General features: G+C 35.5%; 29 protein-coding genes and 1 pseudogene. 6 read left to right on the top strand and 24 right to left on the bottom strand.

The annotated features are described in order from the left end of the window. From BM227_RS09320 to BM227_RS09260, 13 genes are all read right to left on the bottom strand, one after another. Positions 1–914 (bottom strand): GGDEF domain-containing response regulator (locus BM227_RS09320; RefSeq protein WP_092913294.1); only part of this gene is annotated, 914 nt, incomplete at its 3' end. Then, positions 911–1,198, bottom strand: coding sequence for a DUF167 domain-containing protein (locus BM227_RS09315; protein WP_092913292.1), 288 nt, complete (start codon positions 1,196–1,198; stop codon positions 911–913). The genes BM227_RS09315 and BM227_RS09320, both read right to left, overlap by 4 nt. After that, complete coding sequence (waaA, locus tag BM227_RS09310) at positions 1,188–2,387, bottom strand: lipid IV(A) 3-deoxy-D-manno-octulosonic acid transferase (protein ID WP_281244317.1); 1,200 nt, start codon at positions 2,385–2,387, stop codon at positions 1,188–1,190. Before waaA ends, BM227_RS09315 begins: the two co-directional genes overlap by 11 nt. After that, positions 2,353–3,081, bottom strand: a complete 729-nt coding sequence (locus BM227_RS09305; RefSeq protein ID WP_092913290.1) for a zinc ribbon domain-containing protein — start codon at positions 3,079–3,081, stop codon at positions 2,353–2,355. Before BM227_RS09305 ends, waaA begins: the two co-directional genes overlap by 35 nt. A gap of 14 nt (positions 3,082–3,095) precedes the next feature. Continuing rightward, entirely contained in the window at positions 3,096–3,818 is a 723-nt protein-coding gene (locus BM227_RS09300; RefSeq protein WP_092913288.1) for a Nif3-like dinuclear metal center hexameric protein, read from the bottom strand. Beyond that, positions 3,815–4,705 (bottom strand): glycine--tRNA ligase subunit alpha, encoded by an 891-nt coding sequence (gene glyQ, locus BM227_RS09295; RefSeq protein WP_092913286.1) that lies wholly within the window; start codon positions 4,703–4,705, stop codon positions 3,815–3,817. Before glyQ ends, BM227_RS09300 begins: the two co-directional genes overlap by 4 nt. Continuing rightward, entirely contained in the window at positions 4,702–4,959 is a 258-nt protein-coding gene (locus BM227_RS09290) for a glutaredoxin family protein (RefSeq protein ID WP_092913284.1), read from the bottom strand. The genes glyQ and BM227_RS09290 overlap by 4 nt, the downstream gene beginning before the upstream one ends. A 46-nt stretch (positions 4,960–5,005) precedes the next feature. Beyond that, positions 5,006–5,503: a hypothetical protein gene (locus BM227_RS09285; protein WP_092913282.1), complete on the bottom strand. Its 498-nt coding sequence runs from the start codon at positions 5,501–5,503 to the stop codon at positions 5,006–5,008. Further along, on the bottom strand, positions 5,496–6,365 hold the full coding sequence (locus BM227_RS09280; protein WP_092913280.1) for a damage-control phosphatase ARMT1 family protein: 870 nt from the start codon (positions 6,363–6,365) through the stop codon (positions 5,496–5,498). The genes BM227_RS09285 and BM227_RS09280 overlap by 8 nt, the downstream gene beginning before the upstream one ends. After that, positions 6,362–6,841: a DUF3972 domain-containing protein gene (locus tag BM227_RS09275; RefSeq protein WP_092913278.1), complete on the bottom strand. Its 480-nt coding sequence runs from the start codon at positions 6,839–6,841 to the stop codon at positions 6,362–6,364. Before BM227_RS09275 ends, BM227_RS09280 begins: the two co-directional genes overlap by 4 nt. 66 nt (positions 6,842–6,907) lie before the next feature. Continuing rightward, a complete protein-coding gene (gene purE / locus BM227_RS09270) occupies positions 6,908–7,402 on the bottom strand; it encodes a 5-(carboxyamino)imidazole ribonucleotide mutase (RefSeq protein WP_092913276.1) in 495 nt (164 codons plus the stop codon). 41 nt (positions 7,403–7,443) lie between these two features. Then, a complete protein-coding gene (locus BM227_RS09265; RefSeq protein WP_092913274.1) occupies positions 7,444–8,706 on the bottom strand; it encodes a peptidase U32 family protein in 1,263 nt (420 codons plus the stop codon). A gap of 4 nt (positions 8,707–8,710) precedes the next feature. Continuing rightward, complete coding sequence (locus BM227_RS09260) at positions 8,711–9,397, bottom strand: hypothetical protein (RefSeq protein WP_092913272.1); 687 nt, start codon at positions 9,395–9,397, stop codon at positions 8,711–8,713. A gap of 120 nt (positions 9,398–9,517) precedes the next feature. Here BM227_RS09260 and BM227_RS09255 point away from each other — a divergent pair, with 120 nt between their 5' ends. The 3 genes from BM227_RS09255 to glnA all read left to right on the top strand — a co-directional run bounded on the left by BM227_RS09255 (position 9,518) and on the right by glnA (position 12,661). Then, positions 9,518–10,378 carry a CvfB family protein gene (locus BM227_RS09255; protein ID WP_092913270.1) on the top strand — a complete coding sequence of 287 codons (861 nt, stop codon included), beginning with the start codon at positions 9,518–9,520 and terminating at the stop codon, positions 10,376–10,378. Beyond that, entirely contained in the window at positions 10,375–11,157 is a 783-nt protein-coding gene (locus BM227_RS09250; RefSeq protein WP_092913268.1) for a histidinol-phosphatase, read from the top strand. Before BM227_RS09255 ends, BM227_RS09250 begins: the two co-directional genes overlap by 4 nt. 73 nt (positions 11,158–11,230) lie before the next feature. Further along, complete coding sequence (gene glnA / locus BM227_RS09245; protein WP_092913266.1) at positions 11,231–12,661, top strand: type I glutamate--ammonia ligase; 1,431 nt, start codon at positions 11,231–11,233, stop codon at positions 12,659–12,661. Positions 12,662–12,700: 39 nt separating this feature from the next. Here glnA and htpG read toward each other — a convergent pair whose 3' ends face one another. Then, positions 12,701–14,512, bottom strand: a complete 1,812-nt coding sequence (gene htpG, locus BM227_RS09240; protein ID WP_092913264.1) for a molecular chaperone HtpG — start codon at positions 14,510–14,512, stop codon at positions 12,701–12,703. A 199-nt stretch (positions 14,513–14,711) separates the two neighbouring features. On the opposite strand from htpG, the gene BM227_RS09235 reads away from it, so the two are divergent. After that, entirely contained in the window at positions 14,712–15,899 is a 1,188-nt protein-coding gene (locus BM227_RS09235; RefSeq protein ID WP_092913262.1) for an HD domain-containing protein, read from the top strand. A 416-nt stretch (positions 15,900–16,315) separates the two neighbouring features. On the opposite strand, the gene gmhA is transcribed toward BM227_RS09235, so the two are convergent. The 9 genes and pseudogenes from gmhA to BM227_RS09190 all read right to left on the bottom strand — a co-directional run bounded on the left by gmhA (position 16,316) and on the right by BM227_RS09190 (position 23,602). Next, positions 16,316–16,885 (bottom strand): D-sedoheptulose 7-phosphate isomerase, encoded by a 570-nt coding sequence (gene gmhA / locus BM227_RS09230; protein WP_092913260.1) that lies wholly within the window; start codon positions 16,883–16,885, stop codon positions 16,316–16,318. A gap of 3 nt (positions 16,886–16,888) precedes the next feature. Continuing rightward, a complete protein-coding gene (rfaE1, locus tag BM227_RS09225) occupies positions 16,889–18,316 on the bottom strand; it encodes a D-glycero-beta-D-manno-heptose-7-phosphate kinase (protein ID WP_092913258.1) in 1,428 nt (475 codons plus the stop codon). Further along, complete coding sequence (gene rfaD, locus BM227_RS09220; protein ID WP_092913255.1) at positions 18,309–19,301, bottom strand: ADP-glyceromanno-heptose 6-epimerase; 993 nt, start codon at positions 19,299–19,301, stop codon at positions 18,309–18,311. The genes rfaE1 and rfaD overlap by 8 nt, the downstream gene beginning before the upstream one ends. Then, complete coding sequence (gene gmhB, locus BM227_RS09215) at positions 19,291–19,776, bottom strand: D-glycero-beta-D-manno-heptose 1,7-bisphosphate 7-phosphatase (RefSeq protein WP_092913253.1); 486 nt, start codon at positions 19,774–19,776, stop codon at positions 19,291–19,293. Before gmhB ends, rfaD begins: the two co-directional genes overlap by 11 nt. Positions 19,777–19,896: 120 nt before the next feature. Continuing rightward, entirely contained in the window at positions 19,897–20,283 is a 387-nt protein-coding gene (gene mntA / locus BM227_RS09210) for a type VII toxin-antitoxin system MntA family adenylyltransferase antitoxin (protein WP_092913252.1), read from the bottom strand. Continuing rightward, positions 20,264–20,494 (bottom strand): cbb3-type cytochrome oxidase assembly protein CcoS, encoded by a 231-nt coding sequence (gene ccoS, locus BM227_RS09205; protein ID WP_092913250.1) that lies wholly within the window; start codon positions 20,492–20,494, stop codon positions 20,264–20,266. Before ccoS ends, mntA begins: the two co-directional genes overlap by 20 nt. After that, entirely contained in the window at positions 20,495–20,791 is a 297-nt protein-coding gene (locus BM227_RS09200; RefSeq protein WP_092913248.1) for a Dabb family protein, read from the bottom strand. Between the two features lie 25 nt (positions 20,792–20,816). Next, a pseudogene (locus tag BM227_RS09195) lies at positions 20,817–21,143 on the bottom strand (ferredoxin-thioredoxin reductase catalytic domain-containing protein); the annotation flags it as partial. A gap of 53 nt (positions 21,144–21,196) precedes the next feature. Beyond that, complete coding sequence (locus tag BM227_RS09190; RefSeq protein WP_245757051.1) at positions 21,197–23,602, bottom strand: heavy metal translocating P-type ATPase; 2,406 nt, start codon at positions 23,600–23,602, stop codon at positions 21,197–21,199. 319 nt (positions 23,603–23,921) lie between these two features. Between BM227_RS09190 and BM227_RS09185 the strand changes: the two genes are divergently transcribed. Further along, positions 23,922–25,094, top strand: coding sequence for a murein transglycosylase domain-containing protein (locus tag BM227_RS09185; RefSeq protein WP_092913244.1), 1,173 nt, complete (start codon positions 23,922–23,924; stop codon positions 25,092–25,094). After that, entirely contained in the window at positions 25,095–25,481 is a 387-nt protein-coding gene (locus tag BM227_RS09180) for a hypothetical protein (protein ID WP_092913242.1), read from the top strand. It abuts the gene before it with no gap. Between the two features lie 162 nt (positions 25,482–25,643). Here BM227_RS09180 and BM227_RS12780 read toward each other — a convergent pair. Beyond that, positions 25,644–25,945, bottom strand: a 302-nt coding sequence (locus tag BM227_RS12780) for a hypothetical protein (protein ID WP_218147937.1), incomplete at its 5' end; no start/stop codon positions are given.

Genomic DNA, 25,945 nt, shown 5'->3' with positions numbered 1-25,945 from the left:
TGTCCATATTTATCATTGATCTTTTTGAAAAAATCTATATCAAATATTACAAGAGAGAGTGGATAATCAAGCCTTTTAGATTGAGCCATTATCTTTTCTGCTATCTCATACAGGTAGTGTCTGTTATGCATACCTGTTAATGCATCTGTTGTTGCACTCTCTTTTACGTGTTGAAGCATATCTAACATATCTAAACTATTATTTATACGGCAAATCAACTCCTCTTTTCCGAATGGCTTTCTTAAGTAATCATTTGCACCTAATTTTAAAAACCTTGCTACTGTTGCATGATCATTATCTGAAGATATTGCGATAAATGGCAGATCAAGCATTGAATACTCTACTCTAAGCTCTTTTAGAAACTCCATTCCATCCATATTGGGCATATTATAGTCACTCAAAATCATATCTATACTCTCTTCAGATATAATTTTAAGTGCTTTTTGACCATCTTCTGCTTCATAGACTGTAAGGTTCTGTTTCTCTAAAATTCTTTTATAAAAGCTTCTTACCGGTTTTGAATCTTCTACTATTAGTATGCTTCTTGACTCATTTGCATCCAATCGCTGTATCAACTTTATTAAATACCCAAAGCGTTGCAACTCTGATTTTATAATATAATCTACAATATCGAAAGCAAACATCTCATCTCTAAATGTATCATCATCGAGAACAGTCATTACAACAACTTTATAGTTTGCATCTACCAGAGTTCTAATATGCTCTCCGCTGCTGTCAGTCAAATTTATATCTGATATTACAAGATCAAAATTTTTTTTTGATTTTACTATATTTTTTATTTCAGCATATGTCTCTATTACTTCAAACTCAATATGAGGCAAATAGTGCCTTAATGCCCTTAACATGATGTTTTGATAGAAACGATCATCTTCGATCACCAAAATTTTTTTCACTTCTGCATCTCCTCTATCCAGGCTTCAAGCTGTTCAGTGCGTGGTAATCGAATACATTTTCTTTTTGATGTCTCTCCTGAAATAAATAAAATTTCACTTTTTGGTACCTTGAACTGCTTGGATATAAATTTAACCAATTCCTTGTTTGCAGCACCCTCTACAGCAGGTGCTTTGACTTTAATTTTTAATGTATCATTAAAAATACCTACAATCTCATTTTTACTGCTTGCAGGACGTGCACTTATAAACAGTTCTACATACTCTTCTTGCATATTAAACCACATCCTGAATCCCTTTTACAATGACATCTATAGAAACTCGTTGTTTAACCTTTACAGGACTTGCATCTATTGCACGATCAAGAGCTGAATCAAGTTCATCTAAAGATGAAAAAATAGTTCCCTCAATTTGTGAAAACATAGCATGCTGATTAAAAATTTCTGTTCCACTTATTAATCGACATTTAAAAGGAACTACTTCAACTGGATTATGCCCACCGACAGGAACAAAAGCTCCTCCTAAAATAACAATATCGGAAATTGCATAAATATTTATTAGCTCTCCCATTGCATCTATAATAACAATATCGGCAGTTAAATCTTGAGTTTTACTCCATCGACTTAATGAAAGTTCATCTTTCAATGCAAACTCTTGTGCTAGCTTTGCTACTTTATCAAACCTTTCAGGGTGACGAGGAACAATAATCAACTTAGAGTTTTGATTTCTCTTTTTCCACTTTAAAAATGCTTTGAGTATTCCTTCTTCTTCACCTTCATGTGTACTTGCAGCCGTTACTACAATGCCATCTGGTCTGTCCAAAACTCTTGTTACTTTATGACTTTGTGCAAGTTTTATGTTGCCACTTACTTCAACATTTTTTGCACCAAGCTGCTCTAATCTTATTTTATCTGTTTTACTTTGGGCATAAACCAAATCAATGTATGAAAATATCTTTTTATAAAACCAGGAGAAACGAAGATAACGATTATAAGATCTATCTGAAATTCTGGCATTGATTAAAACTGTTTTGGCACCTCTTTTTTTAGCAAGATAGAAAAGCAAAAACCATAATTCTGCTTCCATGACAATAAGTGCCTTTTGAGGCTTTAACCAAAACCAAAGAAGTGGTTCAAAAGGAAGATAACGTACTGTTTTAAACCTTTTTTTACCTTCATTAAAACCTGTTTGGGTTATTGTTGTCAAAACTATCTGTTCATCAGAGAATTTATCTATCAGTGGTTGCAATGCACGTGTTTCACCAAAACTGCAAGCATGAAACCATATGCGATTAGTAGGTAAAGGAGGATTTTTCCATAAAAAAAATCGTGCTGGAATTGATTGACGGTACTTCTTTTTAAAAGAAAAAATTGCAATAATTGGTAAAAAGAGTAGATACACCCCCCACACAATGATTGTGTAGAGGATTAAAAAAATTGAATTATTCAGCGTTTGCTTCTTCTTTTTGAGGCTCAAGGTATAAAATTCGTCCGCAGTGTGGGCAGGTAGTAATCTCTTCACCCTTGATTACTTCAGCATAGGTTTTGTCATTAATTTTCATATAACAGCCCATGCATGCCTGTTTGCGTACAGGTACAACTGCACTGTTTTTTGCCCATCTTCTAATCTTGTCATAGAAAGCCAAAATTTTCTGGCTCATTTTTGAAACAAGTTTCTGTTTTTTCTCAAAGAGTTCCTGTTTCTGCTTTTCGATTTCAACAAGCTCTTTCTCTACATCTTCTTTAATCTGAGCACTCTGCTCTTTAAGCTCTTCAAGTTCAGAATGCTTTGCTTCAATTTCAGCTTTACGTGTATCAATAAGCTTGTCGAGTCGCTCAATCTCTTCATTAGCAAAATCAAGCTGTTCTCTAGCAATTTCTTCTTCAAGCTGTAAAGCTTTTATCTCTTTTTCTGTTTTTGCTTCAGCACTCTTCTTCTTGTTAGCATCCAGCTTTGCTGTCAACTCTTGAATATGAAGGTCGTTTTTAGCCTTTTTAAGTTCTGCATCTTTAATCTCTTCTTGCAGACTCTCTATCTCTTTAGCAACATCAGACTCTTGGTTTTCAATCTGTTCTAACTTTGTCTTTGCCTGCTTGACTTTTGGCTCAAATGAATCAATAGACTGATCAATTTTTGAAAGCTCAATCAGCTCTTCAAGATGCTTGTTCATGGATTTCCTTGCAATTAAATGTAGCTATAGGGGTTAATTGATTGTGCAATTATAACCGGAATCGGCAAATTTTTCAAATGTTCACCCAAAGCATTGGCAAAATATCGCTCACTTTCAAAGTGTCCGATATCAGCCAACATCAAACCTTTTGAAATAGCCTTCATTGCATCATGGTACTTTATGTCACCTGTTAAAAAGAGTTCAGCGTCTATATTATCCATCAAACTTGCACCTGCTCCTGTAGTAAGTGCAATACTTTTTATTGTATCTTTATACCCAACAATACGCATAACCTTTAGACCTAAACTCTCTTTAATATGCTTTAAAAGCTCATCTGTATTCCATTCACCAACTGCTTTACAAACAAACCCTTGAGATTCAAAATCTTCAAACCCAAGAACTCTAGTAAAAACATAAGAGTTTAGATGAGTCTGATCAAAGTTGGTGTGCATTGCAATCATTGCATGATTTTTGCATATCATCTTTTTGAGTAAATTAGCAGGATACTCATTCCACAATAGACGTTTAAGACCTGAAAATATAAGAGGATGATGAAGAATAAAAAGCGTATTTTCATCAGCCTCTTCAATCATTTGAAAATCTATATCTACGCTTAATACTATTTGCCGGGCATCCTGCTCTTTTGATCCAAGCAAAAGCCCGCTATTATCCCACTTTTCTTGCAATTCAAACGGGCTTAAACTATCTAAAATGTCATATATTTCACCTACTCTCAATTGCCGTTCCCTCTTATACGTGCCTCTCTATCGCTCTCTTGTTCTTTATAAAGAGTAGCACACCCTTTGGCAAGTTCTCTGATTTTTAAGATATAATTGGCACGCTCTGTAACTGAAATAGCCTTTCGTGCATCAAGGGTATTAAAAAGATGAGATGCAAGCATACACTGATCATATGCAGGCAGAGGCAATTCTGCATCAAGACATCGACGACACTCAGCAGCAGCATCTTCAAAATGACGGAACAGCATATCTACATCTGCTACTTCAAAATTGTATTTACTAAACTCATACTCACTCTCTTTATGCACATCTGCATATGTGGTAACTTTTCCATCTTTTTCATTCCAGACAATATCAAAAACAGATTCAACACCTTGCAGATACATAGCAAGCCGCTCTGTTCCGTATGTAATCTCTGCTGCCACAGGCTCACAGATAATGCCACCTACTTGCTGAAAGTAGGTAAACTGCGTTACTTCCATACCATCAAGCCATACTTCCCAGCCAAGCCCCCATGCACCAAGTGTTGGAGACTCCCAGTTATCTTCAACAAAACGGATATCATGCTTTGAAAGATCGAGTCCAAGATACTCTAAGCTTTTAAGATATAAGTCCTGAATATCATCTGGACTTGGCTTAATAAGCACCTGAAATTGGTAGTAAGCCCCTAAACGGTTTGGATTTTCACCATATCGTCCGTCAGTCGGTCGTCTGCTTGGTGCAACATAAGCTGCTGCCCACGGCTTAGAGTCAAGACTTCTAAGAAGAGTAGCCGGGTGAAATGTCCCGGCACCTGCTGGAATATCGTAAGGTTGAACAATATTACAGCCCTGCTGTGCCCAAAATGTTTGAAGTTTTAAAAGGAGGTCAGTAAAAGTTATCATCTAATATCCAATGCTTTCTTGATTTTTGGTTCATCAAATCCACAGATCCACTGACTGCCTATTAAGACAACAGGCACGCCCCGGCAACCATGCCGTTCGCAATCTTTAGCAGCCTGTTTGTTTGTACTTATGTCAATAGTCTTAAATTTGATGTTGTTTTTTTTAAAGAAGGTTTTTGCACGTGTACACCATACACATCCGGGTGATGTGAACAAAACCACCTGTTTTTGTCTTTTAGGTTTAGTTTCTGCCATCACTCACCTCCTGATTGTAAAGTAATTTTCGTGCAATTATATCAAACTATTTTTCCAAAGAGAGTGCATTCATAATATACATTTCAATATTAGCCCCGGTAACACCTTTTTCTAATGCATCTCCATAAAATTTTGCTACCTTTTCATGAAAGGTTTCATAGTCACAATATGGGAAATGGATACTCCACGCTTTTTTTATCATCTTTTCAGCCATACGTTCCATTGCCCACTGCTTGAAAATAGACAATATGCCAAAAAACAGAAGTGTAAAAAATACTGCCATCATTATGGCTATATGACAATCTATTTTAGCCAATATCTTATGGAATATCATTGCCAATGGAATCAATATAAGATTCCATACAAATATCATAAACAGATATACCCGTCCAAGTCTAAGTTTAACACCAGGTATACTCCCTTCTAGCAACATATTGTCTACTAGAAGTTTATTTGCTTTCATCAATTCATTAAAACGCATTGGATGAGTCGGCTGCATAAAAAGAAATGGTAAAAGTTTTTCATCAATAAACTTTTTAATCATGTAAAGATTCCTTATAACATATTATATCGCCTACATTGCGACCAAGAGATGCTGCTACAACACTGCATTTAACTTTCAAAAGGAAAAATGTCGGGCATGTTGAAATACCATAAAGAGACTCATAATTTCCCATCCCTTTTGCCAAAACCACATCTGCCTGCTTATAAACTGATAACATCTTGTCACTAGCTCGATTCAAATCCAAACCAGGGGTATCTACACCACTGTCAACAATTTCAGCAACCTCATCAATACCAGCTTCTATTGCCTCATCAATCGTTATATCATTGATAATAGGCTTGCCTCGTACAGCATAAAAGATATGTAAATTCGGAAACAAATTTTTCAAGCACTTCATCATCGCTTTATCGAAGAGATGTTCACCGGCATTATCCCCTACAACAAGAAGATTTTTAGAGTTTTGCAATATTTTACGCAACTCTTCACTATCATCAATCTCAAATGGAGAATCAAAAACCTTTGCAACTTCCTCTTGTAAATCAAACTGCTCCATTGCTGCAAGATCAATGACATTTCCTGCAACAGCAGCTTTTAAAGAGGCATAAAATTTATCATTATATTTATCTATCATCTCTTCGACAAAAGGAATAAAAGCCTTTGCATGCTCTGTAGCTTCACGTTTAAAATCGTAATATATATCATCTGTTTGGAGTAATTTTGCAATTTCGGGATAGACTCTTGCTGCAACTTGAGGAGGTGTCTCATCAAAAGACCACTCAGGTATCATACCTGCTACACTATCTAAAATTTTTTTGGTTGTTTTATCATCTACTTGTAATTTTTCGCATACTCGTAAACTTTGCGAAAATATACATGTTACACAAGTTGGAGTTAAATTCAACTGCTCTCTCCAGCATGTTTTTCAACAACTTTGCCCCACATAAGCTTATATTTTCGTTTCATAAACTCAAGTTCATCACGTGTGGCATTAAGCTCATTGCTAAGAGTTTCAATAGTTGTTCTATCTTCATCATAGAGTTCTTGCATTGACATTAAAGCCTCTTTTAGAAACTGGTTTTCACTCTTTAAAGCTTCTAGTGTCTCATCTTTGGCATCCATCACTTTTTCATGCATATTAAGAATAGTACCAATTGTTTTTTCTACAAACTGGATACCGTCACCACTCTCCATATCAACTTTTAAAATATCTCCGCTTGCGTGTTTTGCAGGTAAAGTTTGTTGTGAATCTGTCTCAACATAAATTTCGCCATCTTCTTCTTTAGACACAACAGCTCCATTATCTATAAGCTTTATTACTTCATCATAATCTTTCCCGATCAACTTGGCATAAGATCGAACGCTAAGCCACGTCTTCATAACTTACTCCTTTATAGTTAGTAAGTTTTGGCACTTTTCATAAAGAATAAGTGCCAAACTTATTTGCTACAACCTTACTTCTATTTCAGATGAATCAGTTTCAACCTTTTTAGCTTTTGCAATACGATCTTCAGTTAACTTAACATTCAGTTCATCATCATCAATTGCCAATATCTGCATTGCAAGATATGCACTGTTTATAGCACCTGCTTTACCTATTGCAAGTGTAGCTACAGGCATACCTGCAGGCATCATAACAGTACTTAAAAGAGCATCCTCTCCTCTTAAATCTGATGAACTCATTGGTACACCAATTACTGGCTTGATTGTAGTTGCTGCAACTGCTCCTGCCAAGTGTGCTGCCATACCTGCTGCTGCAATAAAAACAACAGCTCCTCTCTTTTCAGCATCTTTAATGTAGTTTTTCGTACGTTCAGGACTTCTATGCGCTGAAGAGATAATCAGCTCATATGGAACACCAAACTTCTCAAGTGTCTTTCCACACTCCTTCATAACCTCATAATCACTCTTACTACCAATGATAATTGATACAAACTTCATACTATCCCTTCCTTTAATTATTAGGTTCATAATAATAACATTTACTCTTTCACTTTTTTCCTTAAAAATGTAAAAGGTGGCAATACTGCAGGCAATAAAATTGGATTTTCATTACCACTATGAATACACTCATAGCACTTACCTTTAGGTGTCTCTAAAAGATGCATCTTTAAATACCATTTACCATCTTCTTTTTGATAAATTTCACCACGCTCATTCTTGACTTTCTCTTTAATAGGTTCAGGTGAGAGTATCTCCATCTCATCACCTTCATAAACTTTATCTTTTACAAGAAATGCTAAGCCTGCTTCATCTACAAGTGCTTGTACTTGATATGTGCCTTCACTTATAGAACTCTCTAAACTTTGTGTACCTTCACGCTCAAATGGTCGATGGATCAAGTAAGCATCTGTAAAGCCTCTATGTTTTGTTGTATGAAGCTCTTTTTGATAATTTTGGGCATTAAATTTGCCTGCATAATAGTCATCTATTGCACGACGATATGCATAAGCTGTAACCGCTACATAATATGGACTTTTTGTTCGACCTTCTATTTTAAGTGAATCTACAGCACCGCTTTTAAGAATCTCATCAATATGGCTAGCAAGATTCATATCTTTAGCATTCATAATATAAGTACCAACACCCTCTTCCTCTTCAAGCTTGAAAGTTACTCCTGTTTCAGGGTTTTCAGCATAAAGGACATATGGAAATCTGCAATCATTGGCGCAACTTCCTCGATTTGGAACTCTTCCACTTTGCAATGAACTTATAAGGCAGCGTCCACTATAAGCAAAACACATAGAACCATGTACAAAAACTTCCAACTCAAGTTCTGGAAGAGCAGCTTTGATGGCTTCAATATCTTTTAAACTTATCTCTCGTGCGGCAATAATTCTTCTGACACCAAGATTATAATAAAACTCTGCATCCAAAAGATTCATAACATTTGCTTGAGTTGATAAGTGTATAGGAATTTCTGGCGCAACCTCTTTAGCCATCTTTACAAGTCCGGGAGTTGCTATTATAAAAGCATCAGGACCCATTGATGCCATCTTTTCCATATGTTTTCTGTACAACTCAAGCTGGGAATTAAAAGGAAAACCGTTTATCGTAACATATACTTTTTTTCCTAGCTTATGAGCATAATCTATACCTTCTTGGAATGTCTCATATGTAAACTCTTTACCACTTCTAATACGTAGTGAAAAGTGACTTACACCGCCATAAACCGCATCTGCTCCATAAGCAAAAGCAATTTTAAGTTTTTCAAGATTTCCTGCTGGAGAGAGAAGTTCAACCATATACTTAACTTCCAAATTGTGCAATTAATGCTTCAATGTCGTCATTGCTAATAACATCTTCTGTTGTATCACCTTCAATATGCTTAGCAGATTTAACTCTCTGTTCATCATCAACCTGTCCTTCAAACAACAGGCTCATATATTTGCTAAGTGCTCTCATAATATTAATAACTCGTTCTATTTTTTGACGGTGGATATCTTGATACTGCATTGTATCCATAGCATTTAGAATATAGTCATTTGAAGTCTCTAATAAACTGACTATATTCTCAATACTGCTATTTAACTCTTTACTGTCATCCAGTGCTTTTTCAAATCGATTAATATGTGGAAATTTTTCATGCAGTGTAGTAAAAAGCTGTCCAAAATCATCTATCTTCTTTTGAATCCCCTGCAACTCTTGCAATGCTTCATCAGTATTGTTCATTACAGCATCAAGTGCATCAAAAATTTCACTAGCTTTTTGTTCTGAATCACGAGTAACATCATCAAGCTGATGAACAACTTTATGCTCTTCTGTTGCCGGTGGTGGATAAACACCATCATCTTCAGCTACTGAATAGACATCATCATCAGATTTTTTCTTTTCACTACTCTCCTCTTTTTCTCCGGTAGATACATCATCACTATCTGAAACAGAGTCTAAATCTAAATCTCCTGCCATCAATGCATCTAGTTCTTCTTGTGTCATTGCTCAGCCTTTTGTCCATTAATAGATGTTCTGCAAAGATTATAGTGCGTTATTCATTATAGAAAAATTATTTTTAGTGTAAATATCACCTGTAAACTGATTTTTAGCTATAATGCCTCTATGATGTATGAGATTAACAGCTATTTAGAATTGGGCAAAATAAACTGCCTGAAAATTGAGAGAATAATAGAACATGGAGCTGTTTTAGCTTCAAGTGAAGGTAAAGAGGTGTTGCTACCCAACCGTTATGTAGAGACATCTATGCAGGTTGGTGATGTAATTGAAGTATTTGTCTATACAGATAGTAAAGATAGATTGGTTGCAACAACAGAACGTCCAAAAGCAATGTTAGGAGAGATGGCTTGGATGGAAGTGGTAGATACAACATCCTTTGGCGCTTTTGTAGACTGGGGACTTGCAAAAGATCTTTTTGTTCCAAAAATGTTTCAACGAAAACCTATGAAAAGAGGAGAGAGTCATCTGATTTATGTAAATTATGATGAGAAAACTCACCGTCTTGTAGGTACGCAAAAGTTTGAAAAATATCTTGACCGAAATACTAAAAAGCTTAAAAGAAATCAAGAAGTTGATATTCTTATTTTTGCCAAAACTGAACTTGGATACAAAGTAGTTGTAAATAACCGATATGAAGGGTTGATATTTCATTCTGAAGTATTCGAACCTTTAGAACTTGGAACAACTAAAAAAGGGTATGTAAAGATTGTAAGAGATGATGGAAAAGTAGATATTCTTCTGCGTCCAATAGGTAAAAAAAGCGATACTTTGGCTGCTGATAAAATATTGGATTATCTAAATGATCATAAAGGCATGATGCCTTTAAATTACAAAAGCGATCCAGAACGGATCAAAGAACTATTGGGGCTCAGCCGCAAAAACTTTAAAAGAGGTTTGACTAAACTTATTGACTCAGAAAAGATAGAAGTAAAAGAGAATGGAACTTTTCTTAAAGGAAGAAAGTGAAAAGAGTAGACTTACATAACCATACAACAAGATGCAATCATGCAGAAGGTTCTGTTGATGAGTATGTAGAAAAGGCTATTTTAGAAGAGATTGATATTTTTGGTTTTTCAGACCATGCACCAATGAACTTTGATACACGCTATCGTATGAGTTTTGATGAGATGGATGCATATGAAAATGATATAAAAAATGTAAAAGAGAAGTATGCTGACAAAATTGAGATACTTCTTGGATATGAAGTAGATTACCTGCCAGGCTATATGGATGAGAGAGTCTTAAATGCAAATGTTGACTACCTAATAGGCTCAGTTCACTTTATAGACAAATGGGGGTTTGATAATCCCGAATTCATCGGCAAATATGAAGGTGCAGATATTGATACTATATGGCAAGAGTACTTTAACCTTGTTGAAAATATGGCTAAAACAGGTCTGTTTGACATTGTAGGACATTTAGATTTAATTAAAGTGTTTAAGTTTTTACCCAAAAAAGATATACGGCTTATTGCAAAAAATGCCTTGGATGCCATAAAAAAGTCAGGTATGGCTATTGAAATAAATGCAGCTGGATACAGAAAACCAATAGGTGAAGCTTATCCTAGTCGTGAACTGCTTGAAATGGCATACGAAAGAGATATCCCCATAACATTTGGCTCAGATGCTCATAAACCAGAACAAGTAGGATATAAAAAAGATGATATAAAAAGAGTTGCTGAATCTGTTGGATACAATTATGTTGTTTATTTTAAAAATAGAGAGAGGATAATGGTTAATTTTTAATCAATGCTTTCACTTGAATCTTACAATTTTTTTGTTACAATAACCGATATTTTAAATTTTTCAAGGAGAGACAATGGGCAAATTTGTCAATAATGTCGATGAGTTTTACAAATTTTGTGAAGAGAACGATGTCAAATTCGTTGACTTACGTTTTACAGATATAAAAGGTGCTTGGCACCACCTAACTTACCTTCTAAGTGCTTTAGATAAAGATATGTTAACTAATGGTCTTCCATTTGACGGTAGCTCTATTGAAGCTTGGCAGCCAATCAACAAATCTGATATGCTTCTTAAACCAGATATTGAAACAGCTTTCCTAGATCCATTTACTGCTGATCCAACTGTTATTGTATTCTGTGATGTTTTTGATATCTACAAAGGTCAACTTTACGAAAAATGTCCTCGTTCAATTGCAAAAAAAGCTCTAAAATATCTTGAAGAGTCTGGTGTTGGTGATGTTGCATACTTTGGACCTGAAAATGAATTCTTTATTTTTGATGATGTTCAAATTAAAGATGAAATTAATGAGTCTTACTACCGTGTAGATAGTGAAGAGGGTGAGTGGAACGATCCTAGCCGAAATGATGACTTTGGAAACATTGGTCACCGACCAAGAACAAAAGGTGGTTACTTCCCTGTTGCACCAACTGACAGCATGGTAGACTTGCGTGCTGAAATGATGCAAGTTCTTGAAGAGGTAGGTCTTGAAGTTGTTTTAGGTCACCACGAAGTTGCTCAGGCACAAGGTGAAATTGGTGTTAAGTTTGGTACACTTGTTGAGGCAGCAGACAATGTACAAAAATATAAATATGTAGTTAGAATGGTAGCTCACCTAAATGGTAAAACTGCAACATTTATGCCTAAGCCACTCTTTGGAGATAACGGAAACGGAATGCACGTTCACCAGTCTATCTGGAAAGATGGTAAAAACCTATTCTATAAAGAGGGTGAATACGGTAATCTAAGTGAAACTGCACGACACTACATGGGTGGTGTACTTAAACATGCTAAAGCAGTTGCAGCATTCACAAATGCAACAACAAACTCTTACAAGCGTCTAATTCCTGGATTTGAAGCACCTTCTATCCTTACATACTCAAGCCAAAACCGCTCTGCATCTATCCGTATTCCTTATGGAGCAGGTGAAAAAGCTACTCGTATTGAAACTCGTTTCCCTGACAGCTCTGCATGCCCTTATCTTGCATTTACAGCTCTTCTTCTTGCAGGTATTGATGGAATCAAAAATAAATATGAGCCTGTAGGTCCAATGGATATCGATCTATTTGAGCTAAGCTTAGATGAGATCCGTGAAAAAGGTATTCAGCAAATGCCTCATACTCTAAGAGAGGCGGTAGAAAGCTTGATTCAAGATAATGAATTCTTGAAACCAGTTATGACAGATACTTTCCTTAATACATATAAAGATTACAAATTCGAAACTCAAATCTGGCCAGACGAATCTCGCCCAACAGCATTTGAATTCAAATCTACATTCTCTTGCTAATTGTTTGCCGCACTTTCGTGCGGCATATATAACTTAAACTTAAATAGCTTTAGCTATCAATCTGTTTAGTCTAGCATTAAAATCTGCTATATCATCAACCTCTATACCAGCTGCCATTTTAGCTTGATCTAAAACTATATGAGCAATATCACGTACTTTAGACTCATCATTTAGTATGAGAAGTTTACTAAAGATTTCGTGATCAGGGTTGATCTCTAAAATTGGTTTAGGGTTAGGTACTTCTTGCCCCATTTGACGTAGAATCTGCTGCATTGTTACATCAGGATCACTCTTATCAAAGACTACGCATGCAGGTGAATCTTTCAGACGTTTTGTTAAACGAATCTCTTTAACACTCTCACCAAGCTCTGCTTTCATTGCAGCTATTACTGAAGCATACTTCTCTTTAACCTCATCACTGACTTCACCCTCTTCTTCTACATTGGCAATGTTTTCAAGAGGTGTTCCGTCATACTCTGTAACGCTTGGCATAACAATAGCATCAACTTCTTCATCAAAGATGAGTACCTCTATGTCATCCTCTTTAAACTTCTCAAGCAGTGGTGAGTGGCGAAGTAGATTTTCATCTTCTCCCATAATATAGAAAATCTTCTCCTGCCCCTCTTTCATAGCCTCTTTGTACTCTTTAAAGGTGATATAACCATCACGTTTACTTGACTTAAAGAGCATTAGATCTAGTAGTTTGTCTCTATTTTCAAAGTCGCTGTAAATTCCCTCTTTAAGAGCTTTACCCATCTCTTTGAAGAAATCTTCATAAGCCTTGCGATCTTTTTCTAGAAGTTTTTTAAGCTCACCCAAAATCTTTTTAACACTAGCCTTTTTGATCTTAGAGAGTATTACATTCTCTTGCAAAATCTCGCGGCTAACGTTAAGAGGCAAATCTTCTGCATCAATGATTCCTCTAACAAAACGCAAATATGTAGGAAGCAGTTCGCGCTCTTCATCTGTAATGAAAACACGTTTAACATAAAGTTTTACACCAGGCTGATAATCTACACGGAACAGATCCATCGGTGCTTTTTTAGGAATATAAAAGAGTGTATAATACTCAAGCGTACCTTCAGCTCTTGTATGTACCCAAAGAAGAGGATCTTCACTATCGTGGCTAATCTGCTTATAGAACTCTTTATAATCTTCATCTTTAAGCTCACTCTTTGAGAGTCGCCACAATGCAGAAGCTTTGTTAATCTGCTCTTCCTCTCCTTTTTCATTTACCATATAGATAGGGAAAGGAATATGGTTGCTATACTTCTCTACAATCGATTTGATTCGCCACTCATTAGCAAACTCTTCAGCCTCATCACGTAGGTAAAGAGTTATCTGTGTACCATAATTCTCTTTTTCTGTCTCTTCTATCTCATATTCACCATTGCCTTCACTTACCCATTTCCAAGCTTTATCTTCAAGAGGTTTACGGCTGATAACTTCTACCTTATTGGCAACCATAAAAGATGAGTAGAAACCAACACCAAACTGACCGATTAGATGACTATCTTTTTTTGCATCACCTGTCAGGTTTTCAATAAACTGCTTTGTACCACTTTTTGCAATAGTACCAAGGTTTTCAACCATATCCTCTTCATTCATACCAATACCGGTATCACTGACAGTTAAAACCTTTTTATCTTTATCAAATGAGATAACTATTTTAGAAGGCTGATTAAGCTCTTTATATTTCTCATCAGTAAGCTTTAAAAACTCCAGTTTGTCAAGAGCATCGCTGGCATTAGAGATGAGTTCTCGTAAGAATATCTCTTTGTTAGAATAGAGTGAATGAATCATTAAATGTAATAACTGATTCACTTCTGTTTGAAACTCATGTTTCGCCATTATTAAATTCCTCCTATTTGAAATCAGTATCTTAATTTTTTTGTGAAATTTTACAATGTTGATACAACTAATGTCAAGTTTTATTATTTGAAAGATTGTATAATTATTTCAAAAAAATATTAAACAAATAGGCTTAAAATAGGGTCAGGCCCAAAAATGAACTACGACTTGCTATAATAAACAAAAAAAGGCTTTCAAAATGCTCAATCCAAGATTCCTATACCTACTCTTTTCAACAGCAAACATAGACCGGTGGAATGATCAGATAAGACCTGTTGACTTTGTAGAGCTTGACAAACAGGCTCATAAAATGATTATTGCCTGGTTACTAGGACGCATCGAAGAGGTTGAGAATGGTATAGAGATTGACTGGCAAAAGCTAATTGATTACGGTGTATGCGAATTTATGTACCGTGCAGTTGTTACAGACCTTAAACCGCCTGTTTTTCACCATCTGATAAAACATAAGAAAAAAGAGCTTGATGCCTATGTAAAAAAAGAGATTTTTGACATTATAGATGAAAAGTTAAAAGAGAAGTTCAATGTTTACATAAACTCTAATGAAAATGAGATAGAAAGACGCATTCTTCACGCTGCACACTTTTTAGCAAGTAGATGGGAGTTTGAGATTATCTATAACTTCCATCCAAATGCAGTAGGTGTAAGAGAGATAAAAGAGAAGATTGATTCTGAAGTTGAGGATTTTTTAGACCTTACAGGTGTTAGACGGCTTGAACTTGGCGTAAAAAGTAAAAGCTTCCTTGAAACCTGTGCAATGCTTAGATTTCAAAAGAGATGGTCAAAGACACCAAGAATTCCTCAAACTTCAGTACTTGGACATATGCTCTTTGTAGCAGTTACAACATACCTTTTAAGCCTTGAATATGGAGCTTGCAATAAAAAGCTTGCTAATAATTTCTTTACAGCTCTATTTCACGATATAGCAGAATCTCTTACAAGAGATATCATCTCTCCTGTTAAGTATGGAGTTGAGGGTCTTGATGAACTTTTAAATGAGTATGAGCAAAATATTTTGGAAGAGAGACTGCTACCTCTTCTTCCACGATACCTCAGAGATGAGATGAGATACTTTGTTACAGATGAGTTTAAAAACAAGATTAAGATAAGTGGAGAGCTTAAAACTATTAAAGATATCAAACTTATGAGAAGTGAATATAACAAAGATGAGTTTAATGGTATTGATGGATCTTTGATCAAAGTTGCAGATCACATAGGTGCTTTCATAGAGGCTACAGCATCCATCAAAAATGGAATTGCTCCAAAAGAGTTGATAAAAGCAAAAGATAGTCTGCTTAAAAAGTATGAAGGGTTTATGATTTTTGGCTTAGATGTTGGAAAGTTGCTAAATGGACTAGAGAGTGAGTAAGTATCTAAACTAACAAATTATATTATTGACACTCTTTAAAATCTAATAACGGGATTATAATAAATGCTATTAAACTAAATGCATATTATTAAACACATAAACTTATGATTGTAACTATAAACAGATAAAAAGTGACGCAAAAATAACATAATTTTTTATATTATAAAAAGTAACTTTACTTTATAATTCAAATACTGCACCCAAATTAGTTTTTCAAATTCTGTAAATATTCAATATTATATTTTCGGTTGCTGTCCTCTAATTCTAATATTGAGAATATCTTCAAGTTTTAGAATTTTAAAAATTGTGTGGGTGCAGGAATAAAGAAAATATAAAAGCCTATAATCTGCTAGACAGTAGATCAATTGGTACAAGAATACTGCAATAGCAGATATGTCTTACTTTCAAACTATTGATTACTCCCTATACTCATTATCAATAAGCTGACACAAGATATGCCCAATCATTATGTGCATCTCTTGAATTCTTGCAGTATCGTCAGATGGAACAACAATATTTAAATCACAATAATCATTCATCTTACCACCGCCTTTACCGCTAAGTCCAACTGTACGGCACCCCATCTCTTTTGCTTTTTTAAGAGCATTTATGACATTTTGACTATTGCCACTTGTTGAGATACCTATGAACATATCTCCCTCATTTGCAAGAGCCTCTACCTGTCTTGAGAAGACATACTCATAGCCATAATCATTTCCTATGGCTGTTAATGCAGAGGTATCTGTAGTAAGTGCAATTGCAGGAAGTCCTTTTCGCTCTATTTTGTAGCGTCCTGTCAACTCTGCTGCTATATGTTGAGCATCAGCAGCACTTCCACCGTTACCGCAAAGCAAAATCTTATGCCCTGCTTCAAGTGTCTCTGTTGCTATGACTCCTGCTGTATATATAAAATGTTTTAACCCATCTACTACTGCTTCAACTGTACGAATATGTGATTCTAACTCTCTTTCTATAACAGTTAACATCTTCTACCTTTTTGTTTTTACTCTTTTTATGATGCTTGTTGTGCTTTTTCCATCTACAAAATCTACAAGCCTAACCTCTTTTGCTATATCACTGCCAACTACCTCTTTACCTTTATAGTCACCGCCTTTTACAAGAATATCTGGCTCAACTACTTTTATGAGTTCATAAGGGGTATCTTCATCAAAGATAGTTACAAAATCGACTGCATCAAGAGCCGCTAAAAGGTAGGCTCTGTCATACTCAGGATTTACAGGACGGCTCTCACCTTTTAAACGTTTAACAGAAGCATCTGAGTTTACTCCTACTATTAAAACATCTCCAAAACTTTTTGCGGTCTCAAGATATTTCACGTGTCCAAGATGCAAAATATCAAAACATCCATTTGTAAATACTATCTTTTTTCCTTCACTTTTAAGACGTTTTATAGTTAAACTTAAATCTTCACGACTCTTTATGCGATGTTCTGTAGTAGATTCGTGCAGGGTTGTTTCATAAGCTATGATCTCATCCCAAGAGCAGGTAGCACTTCCAAGTTTACCTACAACTACAGCGGCGGCGGCATTGGCGATTTTAGCTGCTTCATCTATATCTCCGCCTGTTGCAAGTACAAATCCAAGAGTTGAAAGCACAGTATCTCCTGCTCCTGTTACATCATAAACCTCTCTTGCAACAGTAGGAAATTTTCTAAAGCTATCATCAAATATAGCCATACCCTCTTCAGAGAGTGTGATCATAGCCATATCTAAATTTAGCTCATTTTTGAGTTTAAAACCAGCTCTTTGTAGTGATTCATCATCGACTATATTTATACCGGTAGCTTCACTAGCCTCTTTTTTATTTGGAGTTACAAGAGTGGCACCGCTATATTTTGAGTAATCTTTTCCTTTAGGATCGACAAGTACCTTAATATTACTTGCTCTTGCCATCTGTATGATTTGTCTAGTTAAACGATCACTTAAAACACCTTTACCATAATCAGAAAGCAAGATGACATCAGTCACAAGAAGCTTTTTTTGAATAGCAGCTAAGATCTTGTCTTCACTCTCTTTAGTAATATCTTGTCTTGTTTCACTATCAAACCTGACTACTTGCTGATGAGATGCTATTACTCTGCTCTTACGGGTTGTTCTTCTCTTAGGCTCAGCTATAAGCGCATCAGTATTAACTCCCAAAGATTTAAGCATTTTAGTAAGACGTTTGCCATTCTCATCTTTACCTATGGCTGAAGCGACAGTTACATCTGCACCCAAAGCTATGAGATTATTAACAACATTTCCTGCTCCGCCCAACACTTCACTCTCACTTTGAACATCAATAACAGGAACAGGAGCCTCAGGAGAGATGCGTTCTGTTCTACCCCAAAGGTAGTGATCGATCATCAAATCACCTACTACAAGCACGGAAGGTTTTAAACTCTGGTATTTACGCATTTACTTCCTCTTTAAACAGACGCTTAATTTCAGGCAAATATCTTCTTATCCCCTCTTCAAGAGTAACTTCAGGCTCATACCCTAAAAACTCTCTTGTCGGCTCAATGTCTGCTTGAGTAAAGAATTGATACTGCCCTACGTAAGGGTTTGGAATGTATTCACAAGGAAGATTTGTACCAAGCTCTTTTTGCAAAATATCTACAATATCTTGAAAACTTCTGGCTTTACCGGTTCCTACATTGTAAACACCGCTCTTTTTAGGATTACAAGCTTTAATGTTAGCCTGAATTACATCATCAATATAGATGAAGTCACGCAAAATTTTATCTGAGCCTTCAAAGAGTCTAGGGCTTTTACCAGATAAGATCTGATGACCAAATTGAAGAACCATAGAAGCAGTTTTGTTTTTAAAAAATTCACGCGGACCGTAAACATTGAAGTATCTAAGCCCAACAATAGGCAAATCTGTTTTTTTCATCCAATCATAAGCTAAATGATCCATAGCAAGTTTACTGAACCCATAAATATTTGCCGGATCTTCACACCCAACTGTTTGCGGAGCAGGAGCATTTCCATAAGTTGCACCTGAACTAGCATAGACCATTGCAGAGCCCATCTCTTTTGCCATTTTCAAAAGATCTTTAAAGGCATTTAGGTTTGTATCTATCATTATCTTTTGATCATAAACTGTTGTATCGCTTATGGCTGCTTCGTGAAAAATGTAGTCAAATTTAAAATCTCTAAGTCTTTCAAGATCCTCTTTTTTGGTAATGTCCCCAGCAATGATCTCTCCGGTAAAACCTTTTAAGTTTTTATAGTGTCCAAAGCTTTTTAGATTTCCATTGGAAAATGTCTCACCTGTACGAAAAATGTCAAAAACCACTACTTTAGCATCAGGAAAATTCTCCTGAAAGTAAAAAGCTAAATTTGAACCTATAAACCCTGCACCACCTGTAATAAGTACTGTTTTACCGTTAAAATCCATGTAGTTCCTTCAACTCAAGTTTTCTATTTTTTTCAGTTAAATAGGTGTTTCCTACACCGGCATTTTTTGCTGCTTCTATATCACTTGGCTTATCGCCTATCATCCAAGAGTTTTTCATATCTATATTAAAACGTTTTTTTGCTTCAAGTAGCATTCCTGGCATAGGTTTTCGGCAATTGCATCCGGCATCTGGAGAGTGTGGGCAGTGAAAAACGTGAGAGCGGTCTATCTGAATTCCTGCCTGACGCATCTTCTTAAGCATCCAGTCAGTTAACTTTTCAAAATCTTCTAGACTATAGTAACCACGCCCAATACCTGACTGATTTGTTACTACAATAGGCAAATACCCTTTTTTTTGAGCACTTTTGATAAAATCCAAAATCCCATCTACAAACTCGAAATCCTCGATTTTACCAACATACCCGTGGTCAATATTTATGACCCCATCTCGATCCAAAAAAAGTGCTTTTTTCACTACATCTCTCACTAACAAATTTTTTGTTCAATAATATTTAAAAATTTTTCTTTACAATCTGGTTTATACTCATATAGTAAGCGCAAATAGTATCTGATTTTAGCAATCTTTTTTTCAAGTTTATGCTGCAGCATCTATATATTTCCTATTTTCTTTGAAATCTAAAATTTCATGCTCTTTTATGATCTCAAAGTCAAATCTTAAGTCATTATCTTTTATAACTTTCCCATCTTTTAAAATAGCTTCTAAAAGATATATATTTTTTACATCATTTAATACTATTAAATCAACATCTTTTTCTAATAGTTTAGATAATTCATAATTTATTTGCAATACTTCATTAAAACTGTTATCTCTAAGATAGACTGCAATATCAACATCACTCATTTGCGTCTGGCTATTGGTTGCATATGAGCCAAATAGATATCCAAATACTATATTTTGATTTCTACCTGCATACTCTTTTAGTACTCTTTTTAAAACTTCACTATTTAATACTTGATTCATCTTTTTTGCGTTTACGCTCCAACTCTTCTCTTTTCTTCTCCATCATAACGGCATCTTTAAGCTCCTCTTCGCCATCATAGAGAGCAGCGTCAAGAAACTTGTGTTTATCTTCAAACTGACCGCTTTTATGTCCCCATAGCAAGGCAAAAAGCCCAAATGCCCCAAGCAGTGTTGAGACACCGAGCATCATCGCTAAAATATCTGAACTCAATCAAACACCTTTCTCATAATCTACCACGCGACTCTCTACAGTCACATCTTTAATGAAAGAGACAACCTCTTGATGAGCCGGATGAACTCTGTAAGTTTCAAGACCATCTTTGTCATCAAATGTAGAGGTTAAAACAAGATCCATAGAGCGTTCAGAGTGAAGAAAGTCAACACCTACTTCCATAGACTTCAAAGATTCAATCTTTTGAGGCAAAGCCTCAAGCATTAACTTCACTTTTTCAATATTATCAGCCTTATTTTCATCTTTAAACCTAAACATTACAGTATGTACAACCATCATCTACCTTTCATTAATGGTCATGAGATGCAGCATATTCAGGTGTACAAAAAATTCCACAGTGACACTTACCATCTTCAGGTATCTCTTTTTCTATAGCCGGTTTGCAAGGGCATATGCGATCATCAGCACTTTTATGCTTTCCATTTTCATCTTCTATAACCATAAAACAAGGACACCATCTTTTACCATAAAGCATCTTGTTTCGTGCAAGTCCCATCAGAACACCCTCATTTACATCATCATTTGGATTATAGACCCATCCAAACTGCTTGCACACTTTGTCTGTAAACTTTTTTGTCTTTTCAAGCTCTGCCAAGAACTCATCTGAACTCATATCGATTTGAGGCATCATATTTCATTCCTTTTTTTTAATTCTATAGATGCAGTTATTGTAGCATATAACTATTTTCCAAAACCTGACTTTATTCTCATAGAGTTACCAACAACCATAAGCGAACTCAAACTCATAGAGAGAGCTGCTACAAGAGGTATGACATATCCGGCTATTGCCAACGGTATGGTAATAGAGTTATAAATAACCGAAAGAGCAAGGTTTTGCTTGACAAACTTAAATGTTCTTCTGCTTATCAAAAATGCATCACGCAAAGATGTGATCTTATCATCAAGCAAAACAACATCACTCACCTCCAACGCTACATCAGAGCCACTTCCCATTGCGATGGCTATGTCACTTTTTGACAGAGCCAGCGCATCATTGATCCCATCACCAGCCATAACTACAACACGACCTTCAGCATGCAAGAAATCTATCTCTTTAGCCTTATCTTCAGGGAAAAGCCCAGCTTTGAAATCTGTAACACCAACCTCTTTTGCAATACGTTTTGCTGCATTTTCATTGTCTCCTGTAAGCATCACTATGTCTATGCCAAGCTTTCTAATCTCAGCAATTGCCTCTTTAGCTCCCTCTTTTGGAAGATCACGAAGCTCAAACCGTGCTACAATCTCTTTATCAATTGCAAAAATAAATAGAGTATATTCACTTTTTTCATCAACCTCTACTCCAAACTCCTGCATCATTTTAGCATTTCCGCCAAGGAGTTTATGCTCTTCAAACTTAGCTTCAATTCCACGAGCCTGCACCTGTTTTACACCTTCCAAAGGCAACTCTTTCAAGTTTTCATAATGCTCTTCAAGATAATGGGCTATTCCCTGACTAACTGGGTGAATAGAGCTCTTTACCAAAGAGTAGAGCAGATTTAAATCATACTCACTATACATCTTTGCATTTACAACATGCGGCTTACCCTCTGTTATGGTTCCTGTTTTGTCAAGAACCAACACATCAGCTTTTGCCATTGTCTCTATGAAAGCTGCCTCTTTGAAAAGCACTCCTCGTCTTGCTGCAAGATTTATTCCTATTAACGTAGCAACCGGCGTAGCAAGCCCCAATGCACAAGGACAAGCAATGACAATAACAGATATAGAGACAACTAACGCCCGCTCAAACTCACCTGTCATCCACAACCAGCCAATGAATGTCAAAAGCGCTATAGATAAAATTGTTAAAGAGAAGTAGCCAGATATCTCATTTGCCAATCTCTCTATCTTTGGCTTTTTGGTAAGCGACTCTTCAAGAAGTCCAACTAAAGTAGTCAACATAGAAGAGCCGTAATCTTTTGTAGCTTCATAACGCACTACACCATCTATAGCTACACTTCCACTTATTATTTCATCACCTTTAACCTTCAAAATAGGCTCACTCTCTCCCGTTAGAGAACTCTCATCAAAACTCCCCTCACCTGAGACAACAACCCCGTCTATTGCTACCTTTTCACCAGCTCTTACCTCTATGATGTCTCCAGGGTTCACCTCTTCAACAGGCACCATTATCTTTGTGTCACTCTCTATGACAGTAACCTCTGTAGGTAAAGCATTTGAGAGAGCATCCATTGTATCTGCTGCTCTCTTTTTACTTAAAACTTCCAAATACTTACCAGCCAAAACAAAGGTAATGATCATAGTAACCGAATCAAAGTAGACCTCTCCTTTGCCTGTTACCATTGCCCAAATAGAATAAGTGTAGGCTAAAGATGCACCTGAAGCAACAAGTAGATCCATATTTACAAACCGATTCTTCAGTCCAAACCACGCACCGCGGAAAAAGACCCATCCACTGTAAAAAAGAGTAGGAGTAGCAAGCACCCATTCGGCTACATTTAAGACATCTTTTACATCACTTCGCATACCGGTAAACATTCCCGTATATTGAGCTACAGCGATCCACATTATGTTCATAGTTGCAAAAATTGCTACCAAAAGACGACTGTAGTAGTCACGACGTGCCTTGTTTGCACGCTCCTCTTGCATCTTAGGATCATACGGGTAAGCGTTGTAACCTATGGCTCTTATCTTTTCAATGATTTGAGAGAGTTTGATCTGTTCAGGATCCCAAATAACGTGAGCTTTGTTGGTTGTATAGTTTATGGTAGCTTCTATAACACCAGGAGTTTGATGCAAAACCTTCTCATTTAGCCAGACACAGGCAGCACAGTGTATGCCTTCAATAATTAAAAATATCTCATAAAGCCCGTCTGAGCGTTCAATAATGTATTTTTTTCTAAACCCTTCAAGATCAAACTTATGCAAATCATCTTGCAACTCTTTAGGAGGCTCTAGCTGATTTTTACCAAGTTTTTCATAAAAAGTATCAAGCCCTTCAGAGCGTAAAAGATGAAAAACACCCTGACACCCTTTACAGCAAAAGTAGTGAACATCACTACCCTCTTCCTCTTTGATCATTACCGATTCGTCAAACTCTAGTTGACAGTGAGTACAAGCAACTTTCATAATTAACTATTTCGAAAATATATCTGTGATTTTAAATAGTATAAATAAAATCCAGCTACTCCTATAAGCTGAACCATAATTTAAATAATTTGTTTTTCTCATATATAAAGCCTTAATATTTGTTTATATTATCTTTAATTGAAATATTCCTATTTACTTTAGGTAAAGATTATAGCATATTTTATTTTTCTAAGATAAAAAGCAAAATATTGATTAAAACTATAACTTTAGCCTGTTATATCATATTTTTAGTTTTAAATTGACTATAATACAAAAAAAGAAAATAGACCTTTTTATTAATAAATCAGGTGTAAAATATATGTTTAAAAAACTTTATATTTTTATTGTAATCAGCATACTTTTAAGCGGATGTGCATCAAGTGACTACACTCAAATAGCGCAAATAGCTTTGAGTAAAGATCCCAATGCAGCAGTAAAGAGTTTTGCAACAAGAAAATCTGTTAAATATGTAAGAAATCCTAAAAAGTTTGAAAAAGATATAAAGAGTTTTGTAGCTGATATAGAAAAGTTTTTAAACACTGTATCAAAGAATTGGGGGAAAAGAAATGTTAAAAAACCAAGCCGTACAAAATATGTAAAGTATCTGCAAAACTACAGAAGCCGAGCAGAGATAGATTTTGACAGAGGAGTTGTTACTGTTGAGACTTTGGACTATAAAACTCCTATTACAAGTCTTAAAAAGGCTATAGTTACTACACTTTTAACACCTGAAGATCCACGAGGAGTTGACCTCTACTCTGCTAAACCTGTAAAAATTGGAGGCAAACCATACCTTTATCAAGAAGTTTTAGACCATCAGAACAAAGCTATTCTTTATAGATGGAGGGCTGAAAATTTTGCCAAATATCTGACAAAAAAGAGATTGCAAAAAAAATACATTGTAAAAAATGGCAAGAGAATACCTGTACATTTTGTAAAAATCAGAATGGTAAAAGATCACGAAAAAGTAAGAGTTAAAAAGTTTAAGCCATTTGTCGAGAAGTTTGCAAGAAGGTACAACATAAGCAAAAATCTGGTCTATGCAATCATAAAAACAGAGAGTGACTTTAACCAGTATGCTGTAAGCAGTGCTGGAGCATTTGGACTAATGCAAATAGTTCCTAAAACTGCCGGAATAGATGCTTACAAACACGCAAAGAAAAGGTCTTGGACACCAACACGCCAATACCTCTTTAATGCCAAAAATAACATAGAACTTGGATGTGCCTATTTAAATTTACTAAATTTTAAATATCTTGGTAAAATTCGCAACCCTGTTTCAAGAGAGTATTGTGTAATAAGTGCTTACAATACAGGAAGTGGAAATGTTTTAAGAACCTTTTCAAAAAGCAGAGATAGAGCTTTTAGAATCATAAACTCAAAAACTCCATCTCAAGTTTACACTAAACTAAAAACTTCAATGCCTTACAAAGAGGCAAGAAGGTATCTTGTTAAAGTTTTAAATCATAAAAAAGAGTTCATAAGGCTGTAAATGATAGATACAACTGCTATTTTTTTTATAATAGTTCTTATTATTTGTGAAATATTTGAAAGCTGGTGGCAAAGTGCCCCTACCTTTGGTGGTGTTATTGAAAAAATAAGAGGTTACTACTATACAAATATATTTTTACTATTTTTTATGCATCCATCATTCTATGTGGCTCTTTTTGCCTATCTTTACTATGGTGGAGCTACTGCATCTGTCATTGTAATTATGAAAACTGTAGATATTGCTACAAAACTTTGGCTTGTTCAAAAAGTAGAAGAAGGCTCTCTTTCACCTGAATTCAAGGCTATGTTTTCTATGCCTCTATCTCCTGTAATGATGTGGATGAATGTTTTCATTTACCCTGCTTTACTGGCTTTTTCAGTAGCATAGAATAAACTATTCTCCATTGATATATTCAGACTATATTTTTAAACTAAAAAAAATATTATTTTAAGTTCAAACAACTATAATTATGTTTTAAATAAATTTAAATCATTAGGAGTTTTGTCTTGAAAAAAATTCAGCCAAATCCAATGAAATTTAAAACTAACCTTAAACATATTCTTGCTCAAAAAGCTCTGCTGTAAAGTTATCGTCATATTTGCAAGTCCTTTTAATTTCAGCCATTGTAACCTTGCCAGTAGGTAGCTTTTTGCCTTTGTTTTCATTGTGATATAGTTGAAATAGATTGAGTGCAAATGATCTTAAGATTGCCATAGAATAAGGCTCTTTATAAGCTATATGTTCATCTTCGTCCATTAGCATATCTAAATGGTAATGGTAAGTTTCAACTCTCCAGTGAGAGATAATTTTATTGTAAAAATCCTCAGCAGTAGTTCTAAAGTTTGCTATTA

Source organism: Hydrogenimonas thermophila, from assembly GCF_900115615.1.
Lineage (GTDB): Bacteria > Campylobacterota > Campylobacteria > Campylobacterales > Hydrogenimonadaceae > Hydrogenimonas > Hydrogenimonas thermophila.
Note: the sequence above shows the minus strand (reverse complement) of the source record. Positions and strands in the feature narration are given on the sequence as shown.